Source organism: Dietzia sp. IBK-p2-15D (genome assembly GCF_057773105.1).
This window is the reverse complement of the sequence record NZ_JBYMTK010000003.1, coordinates 79,753-93,839: the sequence shown is the minus strand read 5'-3', so window position 1 is coordinate 93,839 and position 14,087 is coordinate 79,753. Positions and strand designations below refer to the sequence as shown.

General features: G+C 69.8%; 14 protein-coding genes. 4 read left to right on the top strand and 10 right to left on the bottom strand.

Features of this window, described 5'->3' with window-relative positions; all coding sequences use genetic code 11:
* Nucleotides 1–1,203, bottom strand: a 1,203-nt coding sequence (gene mqo, locus AC3DEV_RS05680; RefSeq protein WP_488371532.1) for a malate dehydrogenase (quinone), incomplete at its 3' end; no start/stop codon positions are given.
* 133 nt (nt 1,204–1,336) lie between these two features.
* Between mqo and AC3DEV_RS05675 the strand changes: the two genes are divergently transcribed.
* On the top strand, nt 1,337–2,374 hold the full coding sequence (locus AC3DEV_RS05675; protein ID WP_440219742.1) for an alpha/beta hydrolase: 1,038 nt from the start codon (nt 1,337–1,339) through the stop codon (nt 2,372–2,374).
* 5 nt (nt 2,375–2,379) lie between these two features.
* A complete protein-coding gene (gene mtr, locus AC3DEV_RS05670) occupies nt 2,380–3,780 on the top strand; it encodes a mycothione reductase (protein ID WP_488371531.1) in 1,401 nt (466 codons plus the stop codon).
* 101 nt (nt 3,781–3,881) lie between these two features.
* Here the strand turns inward: mtr and AC3DEV_RS05665 are convergent, their stop codons facing one another.
* The 8 genes from AC3DEV_RS05665 to dxr all read right to left on the bottom strand — a co-directional run bounded on the left by AC3DEV_RS05665 (nt 3,882) and on the right by dxr (nt 11,740).
* A complete protein-coding gene (locus tag AC3DEV_RS05665) occupies nt 3,882–5,360 on the bottom strand; it encodes a flavin-containing monooxygenase (protein ID WP_363426051.1) in 1,479 nt (492 codons plus the stop codon).
* Between the two features lie 106 nt (nt 5,361–5,466).
* Nucleotides 5,467–6,342: a type I methionyl aminopeptidase gene (gene map, locus AC3DEV_RS05660; RefSeq protein WP_132061124.1), complete on the bottom strand. Its 876-nt coding sequence runs from the start codon at nt 6,340–6,342 to the stop codon at nt 5,467–5,469.
* Between the two features lie 46 nt (nt 6,343–6,388).
* Entirely contained in the window at nt 6,389–6,574 is a 186-nt protein-coding gene (locus AC3DEV_RS05655; protein WP_067717644.1) for a hypothetical protein, read from the bottom strand.
* Nucleotides 6,574–7,026: a hypothetical protein gene (locus AC3DEV_RS05650; protein ID WP_488371530.1), complete on the bottom strand. Its 453-nt coding sequence runs from the start codon at nt 7,024–7,026 to the stop codon at nt 6,574–6,576. Before AC3DEV_RS05650 ends, AC3DEV_RS05655 begins: the two co-directional genes overlap by 1 nt.
* Nucleotides 7,027–7,210: 184 nt before the next feature.
* Nucleotides 7,211–8,065, bottom strand: a complete 855-nt coding sequence (locus AC3DEV_RS05645; RefSeq protein ID WP_488371529.1) for a GNAT family N-acetyltransferase — start codon at nt 8,063–8,065, stop codon at nt 7,211–7,213.
* A 3-nt stretch (nt 8,066–8,068) separates the two neighbouring features.
* Nucleotides 8,069–9,217, bottom strand: coding sequence for a flavodoxin-dependent (E)-4-hydroxy-3-methylbut-2-enyl-diphosphate synthase (ispG, locus tag AC3DEV_RS05640; RefSeq protein ID WP_082923994.1), 1,149 nt, complete (start codon nt 9,215–9,217; stop codon nt 8,069–8,071).
* Between the two features lie 135 nt (nt 9,218–9,352).
* Nucleotides 9,353–10,573, bottom strand: coding sequence for a M50 family metallopeptidase (locus AC3DEV_RS05635; RefSeq protein WP_488371528.1), 1,221 nt, complete (start codon nt 10,571–10,573; stop codon nt 9,353–9,355).
* 3 nt (nt 10,574–10,576) lie between these two features.
* Nucleotides 10,577–11,740 (bottom strand): 1-deoxy-D-xylulose-5-phosphate reductoisomerase, encoded by a 1,164-nt coding sequence (gene dxr, locus AC3DEV_RS05630; RefSeq protein ID WP_235027856.1) that lies wholly within the window; start codon nt 11,738–11,740, stop codon nt 10,577–10,579.
* A gap of 163 nt (nt 11,741–11,903) precedes the next feature.
* Here dxr and AC3DEV_RS05625 point away from each other — a divergent pair, with 163 nt between their 5' ends.
* The gene (locus tag AC3DEV_RS05625) at nt 11,904–12,290 is read left to right on the top strand and encodes a DUF2631 domain-containing protein (RefSeq protein ID WP_096905327.1); all 387 of its coding nucleotides are present in this window, start codon (nt 11,904–11,906) and stop codon (nt 12,288–12,290) included.
* 146 nt (nt 12,291–12,436) lie between these two features.
* On the opposite strand, the gene rlmN is transcribed toward AC3DEV_RS05625, so the two are convergent.
* A complete protein-coding gene (gene rlmN, locus AC3DEV_RS05620) occupies nt 12,437–13,546 on the bottom strand; it encodes a dual-specificity RNA methyltransferase RlmN (protein WP_313312762.1) in 1,110 nt (369 codons plus the stop codon).
* 84 nt (nt 13,547–13,630) lie between these two features.
* Here rlmN and AC3DEV_RS05615 point away from each other — a divergent pair, with 84 nt between their 5' ends.
* Entirely contained in the window at nt 13,631–14,056 is a 426-nt protein-coding gene (locus AC3DEV_RS05615; RefSeq protein ID WP_488371527.1) for a LapA family protein, read from the top strand.
* Nucleotides 14,057–14,087 lie beyond the last annotated feature (31 nt).

The following is a 14,087-nucleotide window of genomic DNA, read 5'->3' as shown; positions in this document are numbered from 1 at the left end:
AACACGCTGGCCGGCGATGACCTTCTCCCACTCCCCGTCCTGCGCCGAGGGCACGAAGTCGCGCAGTGCGTCGACCCGCGCACCGTGGTTCTTCGCGAGTTCGGTGATGAGGTACTTGACCAGGCTCATCTCGGTGAGGCCGATATTGGCCATGGGCAGCAGGTTCCCGGCCCGGATGCTCGACGGCAGGTCGAGGAAACTGCCCATCTTGAGGAACTTGGGGGTCCACCCGGCGAACGGCCCGAACAGCAGACCCTTCTTGCCGTCGATGACGCGGGTGTCCAGGTGCGGCACCGACATGGGCGGCGCGCCCACGGAGGCCTGGCTGTAGACCTTCGCCTGGTGCTGCTCGATGAGCTCGGGGTTGGTGCAGCGCAGCCACTGGCCGCCCACGGGGAAGCCACCGATGCCCTTGATCTCCGGGATGCCGGACTTCTGGAGCAGGTGCAGGGCACCGCCACCCGCGCCGACGAACACGAACTTGGCGTCGACGGTGCGCTCGTCACCGGTGTGCCGGTTGGCCACGGTCAGCCGCCAGCTGCCGTCACTGTTGCGCTCGAGGTCCTTGACCTGGTTCTGGTAGTGCACCTCGGTGCCCGTGCGGGTGAGGTACTTGATGAGCTGCCGGGTGAGCGCACCGAAGTTGACGTCGGTGCCGTTCGAGAAGTGGCTCAGGGCGAAGGGCTGCTCGGGCGAGCGACCGCGGGCCATGAGCGGAACGAGCCGCTCCAGCTCGGAGAAGTCGGTGGTGTGACCCATTCCCGGGAAGAGCGGGTGCCCGGCGAGCTTGTCGTAACGCTTCCGGAGGTAGTCCTGACCGTCCTTGCCCGCCACGAAACTCATGTGCGGGACCGGGCGGATCCACTCGGTGGGGTCGCCGAGGATGGTGTTCTCGACCGCGTACGACCAGAACTGCCGGGAGACCTGGAACTTCTCGTTGACGCCGACGGCCTTGGTGATGTCGACATCGCCGTCGGCGGTCTTGGGCGAATAGTTGAGCTCGCAGAGAGCGGAGTGCCCGGTTCCGGCGTTGTTCCACGCGTCGGAGGACTCCAGAGCGGGCCCCTCGAGCCGTTCGAACACCTGGATGTCCCAGTCCGGTTGGAGCCGCCGCAGCAGGGCACCCAGAGTCGCGCTCATGGTGCCCGCGCCGATGAGCGCCACATCCGTCGTTCCGTGCTTTGCCACCTGGTCTGAAGTCACCGGCTACCCTCGCTCATTGGTCGTGGACCCGAATCTCTCGTCGACGCGGGTCGTCCCGACAGGCCCGCGCCCACAGGGTCCTCAGACTACTCACCGCGCCGGGCGCGGGACACACCGGACTAGGGTGGTCGCCGTGTCTACGCCCTCTCCAGATCCCGGCGCCCCCGACGGATCCGACCCGCAGTGGGCCCCGGATCTGCTGGGGCCGTCGTACACACGGCGCGACCTACCCCTCGGTGCCGATCCAGACGGTGAGGGTGAGATCTCCGCGACCCTCGTCCGCCACGAGGACGCACCGAACGATCCCACCGCCGTCGTCCTGGTCGTCCACGGCCTGTCGGACTACTTCTTCCACACCCACCTCGCCGAGTTCCTCGCGTCGAGCGGGTTCGCGACCTACGGGATCGACCTGCGCAAATGTGGCCGGTCCCGGCGAGAAGGTCTGACACCGCACTTCACGACCGACCTGGAGAGCTACGACGACGAGCTGGACCAGGCCCTCGACGTGATCGTCTCCGAGCACCCGGGAACGCCGGTCCTCGTGGCCGCCCACTCGACCGGGGGGCTGGTGGTGCCGTTGTGGCTGGGCAGACGTCGCGACAGGGGTGCCCTCGCCCCCGTCGTGGGGGTGGTGCTGAACTCCCCGTGGTTCCAGCTCGACGTCCCGGAACACGCCCGCCCCGTGCTGGACCCCGTCATCCGCACTCTCGGATCCCTCCGACCCTTCTACCGGCTGCCGCTACCCACCTCTGACCGGTATGTGATCAGCACGCACGTCGACCACGACGGTGACTACCACTTCGACACCACGCTCAAGCCCCCCGGCGGGGTGGGTGTCCGGGCGGGGTGGCTGGCCGCGGTCCGGCGCGCCCAGAAGCGGCTACAGTCCGGGGTCGACCTACCGCTCCCGGTCCTGTTGCTCCGCTCGACGGCGTCGTCGGTCGGGGCCCGCCCACGGGGCGCCGTGCTCGACGTGGACACCGATCTGATCCTGGACGTCCGGTCGATGGAGCGCTTCGCCGACCGTGTCTCCCGTGACGTCACCGACATCCCCGTACCGGGTGCCCGGCACGACGTCTTCCTCTCCCGCGCCGACGTCCTCGAGGTGGTCTTCGACCATCTCGGGCGCTGGCTGGACCAGACCCTGTCCTCACACACCAAGGAGTCCTGAACCCCATGACCCAGACCCCCTCCCGCCACTTCGACCTGGTCGTCATCGGCACGGGCAGCGGCAACTCGCTGATCGACGAATCGTTCGCCGACAAGTCCGTGGCGATCTGCGAGAAGGGGACGTTCGGTGGCACCTGCCTCAACGTCGGCTGCATCCCCACCAAGATGTTCGTCTACGCCGCCGACACGGCCACCTCGATCCGGCACTCGTCCGCCTACGGTGTCGATTCGACTCTGGACGGGGTCCGGTGGCCGGACATCGTCTCGCGGGTCTTCGACCGGCGGATCGACCCGATCGCGTCGAGCGGGGAGGACTACCGGCGCAACCGTTGCGACAACGTCACGGTGTTCGACGGACACGCGACCTTCGTCGGCCCGCGCACCATCGACACGGGGACCGGCGAGATCATCACCGCGGACTCCGTCGTGATCGCCGCTGGGGCACGGCCGTCGATCCCCGAGATCGTCACCGGGGCCGGCGTCGCCTACCACACCAGCGACGACGTCATGCGGATCCCCGAGTTGCCGAAATCCATGGTCATCCAGGGCTCAGGATTCATCGCCTGCGAGTTCGCGCACGTGTTCTCCGCGCTGGGCGTCGAGGTCACCGTGATCGGCCGGTCGGACGTACTGCTCAAGCACCTCGACCGCGAACTCGCCGAGCGGTTCACGGACGCCGCCCGGGGACGGTGGGACGTCCGCCTCGGCCAGCACGTCACCTCGATGACCGCGACCGGTGACGACCGCCGGGGCGTGGAGATCACGTTCCAGGACGGGTCGACCTGTGCAGGCGACGCGCTGCTGGTCGCCACGGGTCGGACCCCGAACGGGGACCTGCTCGGTCTGGACGCGGCCGGGGTGGAGATGGACGGCGAGCGGGTCCGCGTGGACGAGTTCGGCCGCACCACGGCGGAGGGCGTCTGGGCGCTGGGCGACGTGAGCTCGCCGTTCCAGCTCAAGCACGTGGCCAACCACGAGCAGCGGGTGTTGGGCCACAACCTCAAGCACCCGGAGAGCCTGCAGCCGTTCCACCACAGTCACGTGCCGTACGCGGTGTTCAGCTGGCCACAGATCGCGTCGGTCGGGCTGACGGAAGCAGAGGCCCGCGCGGCCGGGTACGACGTGACCGTGAAGACCCAGGACTACGGCGACGTGGCGTACGGATGGGCGATGGAGGACTCGGTCGGGTGCTGCAAGCTCATCGCCGACCGCGCCACCGGGTTGCTCCTGGGCGCCCACCTCATGGGCGCCCACGCCCCGTCTCTCGTGCAGATCCTCATCCAGGCCATGGAGTTCGAGATCACGGTGCCGGACCTCGCGCGCAAGCAGTACTGGATCCACCCGGCGATGGCCGAGGTCGTCGAGAACGCATTGCTGGGTCTGGACTTCCCGGACCGCGGCTTCTAGCTACCGGACGATGCCGGAAGGCAGACGACCGGGGGCGACGTCGGTGGGCCGACGATCGGGGGCGGGGCCGCGAGTCGCGTGACACCCGCTCCCCGCCGGCCTCAGGCGAGGACGAACTCGTCCGGATCGACGGTGCGGACCTGCTCCCGATACCGGAAGGTGAACGTCGGCCACTGCAGGGAGTTGCGTCCCCGCGAGTCGATGTACCAGCTCGAGCAGCCGCCCTGGTTCCACACCGTGTGCGCCAGTTCGCGGTCCATCCGGGCGGCGTAGGACTCCTCCACCTCCGGACGGACCTCGATGGTGCGTCGGGCCTCCCGCCCGGCGAGGTCGAGCAACCGCAGTACGTGATCCGCCTGGGACTCGAGCATGTACACGATCGACGAATGCCCCAGGTTGGTGTTGGGGCCGTACAGCAGGAACAGGTTGGGGAACCCCGCAACAGTGATGCCGTTGTGCGCTCGCGGACTGCCGTCCCAGTGCTCGGCGAGGGTGCGCCCGTCCGCGCCGGTGATCACGCGGGAGATGGGCGGCTCGGTCGGCTGGAAGCCGGTACCGAAGATGATGACGTCCGCCGGATGCTCCGTGCCGTCGTCGGCCACGAGCCCGCGCGGGGTGACAGCCGACGCCGCGCCGGACACCAGGGTCACGTCGGACCGGGTGAGGGCGGGGAGCCAGTTGCTGGTGAGCAACACCCGTTTGCACCCGATCGAGAAATGGGGGGTGAGCGCGCGGCGCATCCTGCGGTCCCGCACCTTGAGGAAGAGGTAGAACCGTGCGAACCATTCGAAGAACCGCAGCAGGAACTGCGCCCGCGTGAACACCACGACGTAGAGCTCACGACCCAGATAGATCCGCCCCCGGACCAGCCGCTGTACCAACGGGAAGCGTCGGTAGAGCCGCTGACGGCGTCCGGAGATCGATCGGTCCAGCCTGGGCAGGATCCAGCCCGGGGTCCGCTGGAAGACCGTGACGTGCTCGGCGGGCCCGGCGATCTCGGGGACGAACTGGACCGCGGAGGCCCCCGTCCCGACGACGGCGACCCTCCGGCCCTCGAGCGCGATGTCGTGGCGCCACCTCGCGGAGTGGAATACCTGGCCCTCGAACGACTCCAGACCGGGTAGCCGGGGGATCGAGGGGGCGGACAGCGCCCCCGAGGCCACCACGAGATCGCGCGCCCGGATCCGCCCGCGGCTCGTGTCGACGACCCAGTGCGCCGACTCGGTGTCCCACACCGCCGCGGTCACCTCGCAGGAGGTGACGAGTCGGTCACGGAGACCGATGCGGTCCGTCACGGACTCGAGATAGGCCCGGATCTCCGGTTGCCTCCCGAACGAGTGGGACCAACCGGGGTGGGCGTGTCGGGACAGCGAGTACAGGGCGGTGGGGACGTCGCAGGCGCACCCCGGGTAGGTGTTGTCGCGCCAGGTGCCCCCCACCGAGTCCGCGGCCTCCAGGACGAGGAAGTCCCGGCCACGCCCCTCCCCCAACAGACGATCGGCCATGGCGATGCCGCCGAAGCCGGCGCCCACCACCACCAGGTCGATCTGCTCCACGGGTCCACGAGGGGTATTGATCATGGTGGACAGTATGCCCCGGATTGTCCACGACCGAGGGGCACATCAGGACGATCGTCCACAAACTCTTCCCGACCGGCCGGGTGCGCCCGCGGGACACCGGACGCGCTCAGGAACCGGACGGCAGGGTGAGGATCTCGTATCCGTCCTCGGTGACGACGACGGTGTGCTCGAACTGGGCGGTCCACGCCTTGTCCGCGGTGGTGACGGTCCAGTCGTCGTCCCAGACGTCGAAGCCCGGCCCGCCGAGGGAGATCATCGGTTCGACTGTCAACGTCATGCCCGGCTCGAGGACCTCGGTCCGGGACGGCTCGTCGTAGTGCAGCACGACCAGACCGTTGTGGAAGGTCGGGCCGACACCGTGGCCGGTGAACTCCCGCACGACCGTGTAGTCGAAACGCCGGGCATAGGATTCGATGACCCGCCCGATGACGTTGACCTCGCGACCGGGTCGGATGGCCTTGATCCCCCGGTTCATCGCCTCTTCCGTGCGCTCGACCAGGAGCCTGACCTCCTCGCTGACGTCCCCTGCCAGGAACGTCGCGTTGGTGTCACCGTGGACGCCGTGGATGAACGCCGTGACGTCGACGTTGACGATGTCCCCGTCACGGATCACCGTGGTGTCGGGGATACCGTGGCAGATCACCTCGTTGAGCGAGACACAGCTCGACTTGGGGAACGACTTGTACCCCAGGGTCGACGGGTACGCCCCGTTGTCGCACAGGAACTCGTGTACGACCCGGTCGATCTCGTCGGTCGTCACGCCGGGCGCGACCGCCTCGCCGGCGAGCACGAGAGCGTCCGCGGCCAGCCTGGAGGCCACGCGCATCACGTCGATGACCTCAGCCGGCTGAACCCACGCCTCCCCGTTGGCCTCGTCGACGCTGTCGCGCCAGACGTACTCCGGCCGGGGGATCGACTCGGGAACGGTCCGGATCGGGGTGGGTTCGCCTGGGACGAGAGGCTGACGGGTGGAGGTGGTCATGCCCCCAGGATAGGCCCGACCGGGGCGACCGGTCGCCCCGGTCCGGTCACCAGATGACGAAGCACACGGAGGCGATGAGCACCATCGCCCCGAACAGGCACATCGTGATCACGTCCGCGGACGACTGGCCGGGTTCGCGGTTCTCGGGCGGGCCGGAATCGTCGGGCATCACCGGGTCGGTCTCGTCAGCCGCGGTGTCCACACCGGGGTCGGAGTCCTGTCGCGGATCCATCAGATCACCCCCAGACGGTGGAACTCGGAGACCATCGCCACGGCGAGGATCGCGAACACGACCGCCATGAAGCAGGTGTACATCCAGCGCTTGGCGTGGTCGGACGCCCAGAACCGGCGGACGCTGACCACACCGTTCACCACGGCGACCACACACAACGCGAGACCGACGGGCGCCGCGACCCAGCCGGACAGGCTGAGCAGCGGCACGAGAATCGGGATCGCGAGGTAGGTGATGAGGCACCGAACGGCCGAGACCATGACCGAGATCCGGAACGCCCGGTGGGCGCCGGAGCCGGCCTCGCGGTCGACGCCCCGGACGCCGAGCAGACGCCGCATGGCGCGGTCGGCCGACCGCTGCGATCGGAAATCCGGGCTGGTCGCCGCGCCCGGCGCCGACACGGCCGCGGGTGCCGTCATGCTCGCGGGTGCCGGGGTGACAGGTGCTGTCATCGGGGTACTCACACGGCCCTCCCCCGGAGGGAGCCGCCCACGGCGCGCACTGCCGCACTGTCTGTCATCGGTTTGCACCTTCCGGGGTCCGCGGTATGACTGTGCTCCACTTTTCCACAGGCGCCGCCGATCCCGCAGTCGGCGGGCCGACGCCACCCCGCCCGGGGTGGCGCTGCGAGCCGACTCACAGCAGGACCGTCGCGTAGTCGACGCAGTCGACCATGCCCACCCGCCGATAAGCGGCGCGCGCCGCGCCGTTGGACCCGTTCACCACCAGAGAAGGTCGAAGCCCGCGTGAGCGGAGGGCGGCGCACACCGAGGCGGTACCGCCGGACCCCAGCCCGGCACCCCTCCGGTCGCGGTGGACCCATACGCCCTGAATCTGGGCGACCTCCGTGGAGATCGCGGCGACATCGGCCTTGAAGACCACCTCGCCGTCGTCGATCCCCACCCAGGTCCTCCTCCGCGCGAGGGAGCGCGCGACGCGGCGCCGGAACGGTATCCCGGAGCCGACGGCGAACGGGTCGGCCCGCAGTTCCTCGCGGTACATCGCCGCGGCGGCGGTGAGCACCGGTTCGAACTCCTCCAAGGTCGCGGGCCGGATGCCGGCCAGGACGAGCGCCGGATCGACAGGACCCTCGAGCGCCATGAGGAACTGGTGCGCCCGGTACTCCCTGGCCTCGCCCCAGCGTGCACGTAGTGCCGGCCACATGCCGGCGACCAGGTCGCGCCGACCGTGCACCGACATGGGTCCGAGGCCCAGTCGGGCCACCGCGTCTCCGAGAGCGCACTGATCGGCGGCGTCACCCCGGAGCGGCAACACCGAACTGCCGATGAACACGAGAGACCGCTCGGGCCCACCCAGGGTGAGGAACCGCCCGTCCGCGCCGGCGGCCACACCCGACGCCGCGAACTTCTCCGCCGCCGGCGCGGAGACCAACGGGTCGGCGGCGAGCACGTCGCCAAGCGCCCGCGACTCTCCCCGACCGACCGCCCGGCACCCACCGAGCCCGGCCTCCGGGGCAGCCGTGTCGGTCACGGTCTATCGCGTGACCTTGACCTGGGGCCCCTGGCCCTCGGCGGCGTCTCCCACGGGCTCGCCCATCTCCTCGGCGATCCGCATGGCCTCCTCGATGAGGGTCTCCACGATCATCGCCTCCGGCACGGTCTTGATGACCTCGCCCTTGACGAAGATCTGGCCCTTGCCGTTTCCGGACGCGACACCCAGATCGGCCTCGCGGGCCTCACCGGGCCCGTTGACGACGCAGCCCATGACGGCCACCCGCAAGGGGACGCTCATCCCCTCGAGTCCGGCCGTGACCTCGTCGGCGAGCTTGTACACGTCGACCTGGGCGCGGCCACACGACGGGCAGGAGACGATCTCGAGCTTGCGCGGACGCAGGTTGAGCGACTGCAGGATCTGCGTGCCGACCTTGATCTCCTCCACCGGCGGGGCGGAGAGGGAGACCCGGATGGTGTCCCCGATCCCCTCGGAGAGCAGTGCACCGAACGCCACGGCCGACTTGATCGTGCCCTGGAACGCGGGCCCGGCCTCGGTCACGCCGAGGTGCAACGGGTAATCGGTCTGCGCGGCGAGCCGGCGGTAGGCCTCGACCATGATCACCGGGTCGTTGTGCTTGACCGAGATCTTGATGTCGCCGAAGCCGTGCTCCTCGAACAACGAGGCCTCCCACATCGCCGACTCGACGAGCGCTTCCGGGGTCGCCTTGCCGTACTTGGCCAGCAGTCGGGGGTCGAGCGACCCGGCGTTGACACCGATCCGGATGGGGATGCCCGCGTCACCGGCGGCCTTGGCGACCTCCTTGACGCGTCCGTCGAACTCCTTGATGTTGCCCGGGTTGACGCGCACCGCGGCACACCCGGCATCGATCGCCGCGAAGATGTACTTGGGCTGGAAGTGGATGTCCGCGATCACGGGGATCGGGGACTTGCGCGCGATGGTCTCCAGCGCGTCGGCGTCCTCCTGCCGGGGACACGCCACGCGGACGATGTCACAACCGGACGCCGTGAGCTCGGCGATCTGCTGGAGGGTGGAGTTGACGTCGTGGGTCTTGGTGGTGGTCATGGACTGGACCGAGACCGGATGATCACTGCCCACGCCCACCTGGCCCACGAACAGCTGCCGGGTCGTGCGCCGGGGCGCGAGGACCGGCGGCGGGCCGTCGGGCATGCCCAGTCCCACTGGGATCGAGGAGGAGTCGTTCACTTCAGGCCTTCCGTAGGGGCTGCCAGCCGGGTGCTCGCAGGTCCCGCATCCCATTATCCGGGTAACCGGGCGCGGGTGCGAGGTGGGTGTGCGCCCGGCTCAGCCGGGCAGCAGGATCGGGTTGACGAAGTCGGCGGTGATCACGATCGCGGAGACGCCGATGAGGAGTACGAACACCCCCATCGTCAGTGGCGCCAGCTTCTCGTAGTCCGCCGGGCCGCCCGGCGCGAGGCCGCGAAGCCGGCGGACGGCGTCGCGAATCTTCTCGTAGAACACCACCGCGATGTGGCCGCCGTCGAACGGGGTCAGGGGCACGAGGTTGAACGCCCCCAGGAACAGGTTGAGGCCGGCCAGGAACAGCAGGAACAGGCTCCACAGGCCCTGCTCGACCGCCTGCCCGCCGATGTAGCTGGCCCCCACCACGGACACCGGGGAGTCGTCCGCCCGCTCGCCCCCGAAGATCGACGCGGCCACCGCCGGGATCTTGGCCGGGAACGAGATCAGCCCATCGACGGTCGCCTCGACCATCTCCCCGGTGAAGACGAAGGTCGCGGGCACCGCGCTGAGGGCGTCGTAGGTGTTGACGGTCTGATAGGCCGGATCATCGAGGATCTCCCGGGGGATCCCGTCCTCCGAGAGTCGGACCCCGAGCGCACCCCGCTGCTCGCCGTCCCCACCCGTTGACGTCAACGTCGTCGTCGTCGTGATCGTCTCCCCGTCGCGTTCCACCGCCACCGGCACGGTCTCACCGGGCCGCGCCGAGACCACGGTGGACAGGTCGTCCCAACTGGCCACCGGGACGCCGTCGACCGACGTGATCCGGTCGCCCGGCAGGATCCCCGCCTCGCCGGCCGGGCCCACTCCGACCCCGCACCGGTCCGCCCCCGCGCAGGTGTCCCCGACGACGGCCGCGACGCGGTCGGTGGGGATCGGCTGGACGTCCCGGTTCACCAGGCCCCAGCCGAGGGCGACCGTGTAGAACAACGCGATCGCCAGGACGACGTTCATGAAGGGCCCGGCCAGCAACACCGCGACGCGCTTCCACCACGCCTGGCGCCACATCGCCCTCGGCTCGTCCTCCGGGGACAGCTGGTCGTACGCGGTCATCCCCGCGATGTCACAGAACCCGCCGAGCGGGATCGCCTTGAGCCCGTACTCGATCCCACCACGCCGGACGGACCACAGAGTGGGGCCGAACCCGACGAAGAACCGACGGACCCGCATCCCCGACCACAGCGCGACCCGCATGTGGCCGTATTCGTGCAGCACGATGGACACCATGATCCCCAGGGCGAACAGCACGATCCCGAACACCAACACGGCTCAGCCCTCCAGGCTCGTGACGAGGGCTGCGGCGTGCCGCCGCGCCCAGGACTCCGCCGCCGCGACGTCATCCGGATCCCGGGGATCGGACGACCACTGATCGGCTGCCCCCACGGTCTCCGCCACGACGTCGACAATGCTGGTGAACCCGATCCGGCCGTCCAGGAACGCCGGGGCGGCCTCCTCGTTGGCCGCGTTGAACACCGCGGTCCGCAGGCCCCCCGCCTCGCCCGCCGCCCGCGCCACCGAGATCGCCGGGAACGTCTCGGAGTCCACCGGCTCGAACGTCCAGGTGTGTGCCTGCGAGAAGTCCAACGGGGTCGACGCCCCGGGGATCCGCGACGGCCACCCCAGAGCCAACGCGATCGGCAGCTTCATCGACGGCGGCGAGGCCTTGGCCACGGTCGCGCCGTCGACGAACGTCACCGCCGAGTGCACGACCGACTGGGGGTGGACGGTCACGTCGATCCGGTCGTAGGGGACCCCGAACAGCAGGTGCGCCTCGATGAGCTCCAGGGACTTGTTCACCAGCGTCGCCGAGTTCAGGGTGATCATCCTGCCCATCGCCCACGTGGGGTGCTGCAGCGCCTGCTCCGCGGTGACACCTTCGAGTTCGGCGCGGGTACGGCCCCGGAAGGGCCCGCCGGACGCGGTCAACACCAGCGACGCCACCTCGTCGGCCGTCCCCGCCCGCAGACACTGCGCCATCGCGGAGTGCTCGGAGTCGACGGGGATGAGTTGCCCCGGGGCCGCGGCGCCGGTGACGAGAGCGCCCCCGGCCACGAGTGACTCCTTGTTGGCCAACGCCAGTCGCGCACCCGTGCGCAATGCGGCCAGAGTGGGGCCGAGGCCGATGGACCCGTCGATGCCGTTGAGCACCACGTCGGCCTCCACCGCCCCCACGAGCTCGGTGGCGGCCCCGGGACCGTCGAGAACCGTCGCCTCCGGGAACGCCGACCGGATCCGCTCGGCCGCGGCCGGGGCGGACACCGCGACGAACCGGACGCCGGTCCGGCGGATCTGCTCCGCCAGCAGATCGATCCGGCCACCGCCGGCCGCCAGACCGACGACCTCGAAACGGCCGGGTCCGGCCTCCGAGGTCACCTCAAGGGCCTGGGTACCGATCGAGCCGGTACTGCCGAGGACGAGAACGCGCGTGGTCACCCCGCCATTGTCCACGCCGGAGCCACCTGATGCCGCATCAGCGGCCCCAGGTGTGGCGGGGACCGGCGGGTTACCCGTCGACCGCCGGACGGCGTGTGACAAACTGGGCACGATGTCGGCGGCCCGCAGGGCTGCCAGCGAGCCGTGAGGAGAACCGGGGAGCATGAGCGCGGACGGGCACCACACCAGCAAGGAGATCGTCGTCGACGGGATCAGCACCCTCGACGAGCCCTCGGTCGAGTGGGGCTGGCACCAGCACAGCAGGAAGGTCGGCCTCGTCACGGGCGGCTTCTTCGTCCTGTTCCTGCTGGCCATGCTGTTCGGCAACCACATCGGACGGGTGGAGGACATCTGGCTGGTGGCGGTCGCCGTGTTCCTCGCGATCTGGATGTTCCTGTCGCTGCGGCCCAAGAAGGACGACACCCTCAAGCGGAACCGTGTCTTCGAGGTCTCCTCGGACCACTACGCGGTGGTCGGTGCCGCCGCCTCGGGTCACGTAGGGGCCGAGGCCGCCCGGAACCCGCAGGGCCGGGCGCCGGCCAGGCACTGACCCCGGTCGACCCCGGAAGGGCCGCCACCGCTCGATGGAGTGGTGGCGGCCCTTCTCGTCGTCCGGAGCCCTCAGTGGGTGGCCCCGTGGTCACTCCCCGGCGGTCACTCCCCCGCGGTCACTCCCCCGCGGTCACTCCTCTGCGCTCACCCCTCGGCCGCGAGCTGACCACACGCCGCGTCGATCTCCTGGCCGCGGGTGTCGCGCACCGTGCACGAGACCCCGGCGGCGCGCACGGCGGCGACGAAGGCGTCCTGCTGATGGCGGGGGCTGGCGTCCCACTCGCTGCCCGGCGTCGGGTTGAGCGGGATGAGGTTCACGTGCGCCATGGGCCCGAGACGCTGGGCGAGCAGTCGACCGAGCATCTCGCCCCGCCAGGTCTGATCATTGACGTCACGGATCAGCGCGTACTCGATGGACACCCGCCGCCCCGTGGCATCGGCGTAGTGGCGGGCCGCGTCCATGACCTCCGAGACCGGCCACCGGTTGTTGACGGGCACCAGCGTGTCCCGCAGTTCGTCGTCCGGGGTGTGCAGGGACACCGCCAGGGTGACCTGGAGCCCCTCCTCGGCCAGCTTGTGGATGGCGGGGACCAGGCCCACCGTCGACACGGTGACCGCGCGTTGCGACAGACCGAACCCCGACGGCGGCGGGGCGATGATGCCTCGCACGGCGGTCATGACGCGCTTGTAGTTGGCGAGCGGCTCCCCCATGCCCATGAACACGACGTTGGACAGTCGCCCCGGCCCGCCCGGGATCTCACCGTCGCGCATGGCGCGGGCGGCGACCCTGACCTGCTCCAGGATCTCGGCTGCCGAGAGGTTGCGTTGCAGACCGCCCTGCCCCGTCGCGCAGAACGGGCACGCCATCCCGCAGCCGGCCTGACTCGAGATGCACACGGTCGCCCGGTCGGGGTAGCGCATGAGAACGCTCTCGACCAACGAACCGTCGTGCAGTTTCCACAGGGTCTTACGCGTGGTGCCCTCGTCGGTGGTGACGTGTCGCAGCGACGAGGTCAGCGAGGGGAACAGTTCCTCTCCGACCTTCTCCCGCAGGCCGGCCGGCAGGTCGGTCATCTCGCGGGTGTCCGCCTCGAGGCGCCCGAAGTACTGGTTGGCCAGCTGCTTGCCGCGGAATGCGGGAACACCGAGCTCACCCATCGCCGCCGCGCGACCGTCGGCGTCGAGGTCGGCGAAGTGACGAGGGGGCAGCCCTCGGCGGGGGGCGTCAAAAACGAGCGGGAGAGGTTCAGCCATGATGCGGCCATTGTGTCAGAAACGGCCGACCGCAACACATCGCGAGCGGTGCCGCCCGACGCCGCCAGGGCATACAGTCCAGGTATGGCACAGCGATCACACGACCCGACAGACCGTCGTCACGCCGCCCCCGTCGAGGGGCGCGACGAGATCCCCCTGGAGGACACCCACGCGGACTCCACCCTCGTTCCCGCCGACGAGTCGACCCCTGCGACACGCAGTCACGAGCAGGATGCTGTCCCCGATTCGTCGGGGGGACTTCTGGGCTCCGCGTGGGTGGGTCTGGTCCTGGGCGCGCTCGTCACCATCCTGCTGTTGATCTTCATCGCGCAGAACACGACCTCGACCGACGTCCGTTTTCTCGGGTTGGAGTTCACCCTCCCGCTGGGGGTGCTGATCCTCTTCGCCGCGATCGCCGGCGCGTTGATCATGGCCCTGTTCGCCGGCTTCCGGATCCTCCAGCTGCGCATGCGCGCACGTAAGGCGCGCAAACTGACCGCCCGACACTGACGCGCGACACTGACGCGCGACCCCCGGCGCG

What these genes read in the sequence shown, in the direction of transcription:
- map (WP_132061124.1), bottom strand. Translation starts at nt 6,342, where the DNA reads ATGACCACCTCCACCCGTCAGCCTCTCGTCCCAGGCGAACCCACCCCG.
- AC3DEV_RS05655 (WP_067717644.1), bottom strand. Translation starts at nt 6,574, where the DNA reads ATGGATCCGCGACAGGACTCCGACCCCGGTGTGGACACCGCGGCTGAC.
- mtr (WP_488371531.1), top strand. Translation starts at nt 2,380, where the DNA reads ATGACCCAGACCCCCTCCCGCCACTTCGACCTGGTCGTCATCGGCACG.
- AC3DEV_RS05615 (WP_488371527.1), top strand. Translation starts at nt 13,631, where the DNA reads ATGGCACAGCGATCACACGACCCGACAGACCGTCGTCACGCCGCCCCC.
- AC3DEV_RS05625 (WP_096905327.1), top strand. Translation starts at nt 11,904, where the DNA reads ATGAGCGCGGACGGGCACCACACCAGCAAGGAGATCGTCGTCGACGGG.
- rlmN (WP_313312762.1), bottom strand. Translation starts at nt 13,546, where the DNA reads ATGGCTGAACCTCTCCCGCTCGTTTTTGACGCCCCCCGCCGAGGGCTG.
- AC3DEV_RS05665 (WP_363426051.1), bottom strand. Translation starts at nt 5,360, where the DNA reads ATGATCAATACCCCTCGTGGACCCGTGGAGCAGATCGACCTGGTGGTG.
- AC3DEV_RS05650 (WP_488371530.1), bottom strand. Translation starts at nt 7,026, where the DNA reads ATGACAGCACCTGTCACCCCGGCACCCGCGAGCATGACGGCACCCGCG.
- ispG (WP_082923994.1), bottom strand. Translation starts at nt 9,217, where the DNA reads ATGCCCGACGGCCCGCCGCCGGTCCTCGCGCCCCGGCGCACGACCCGG.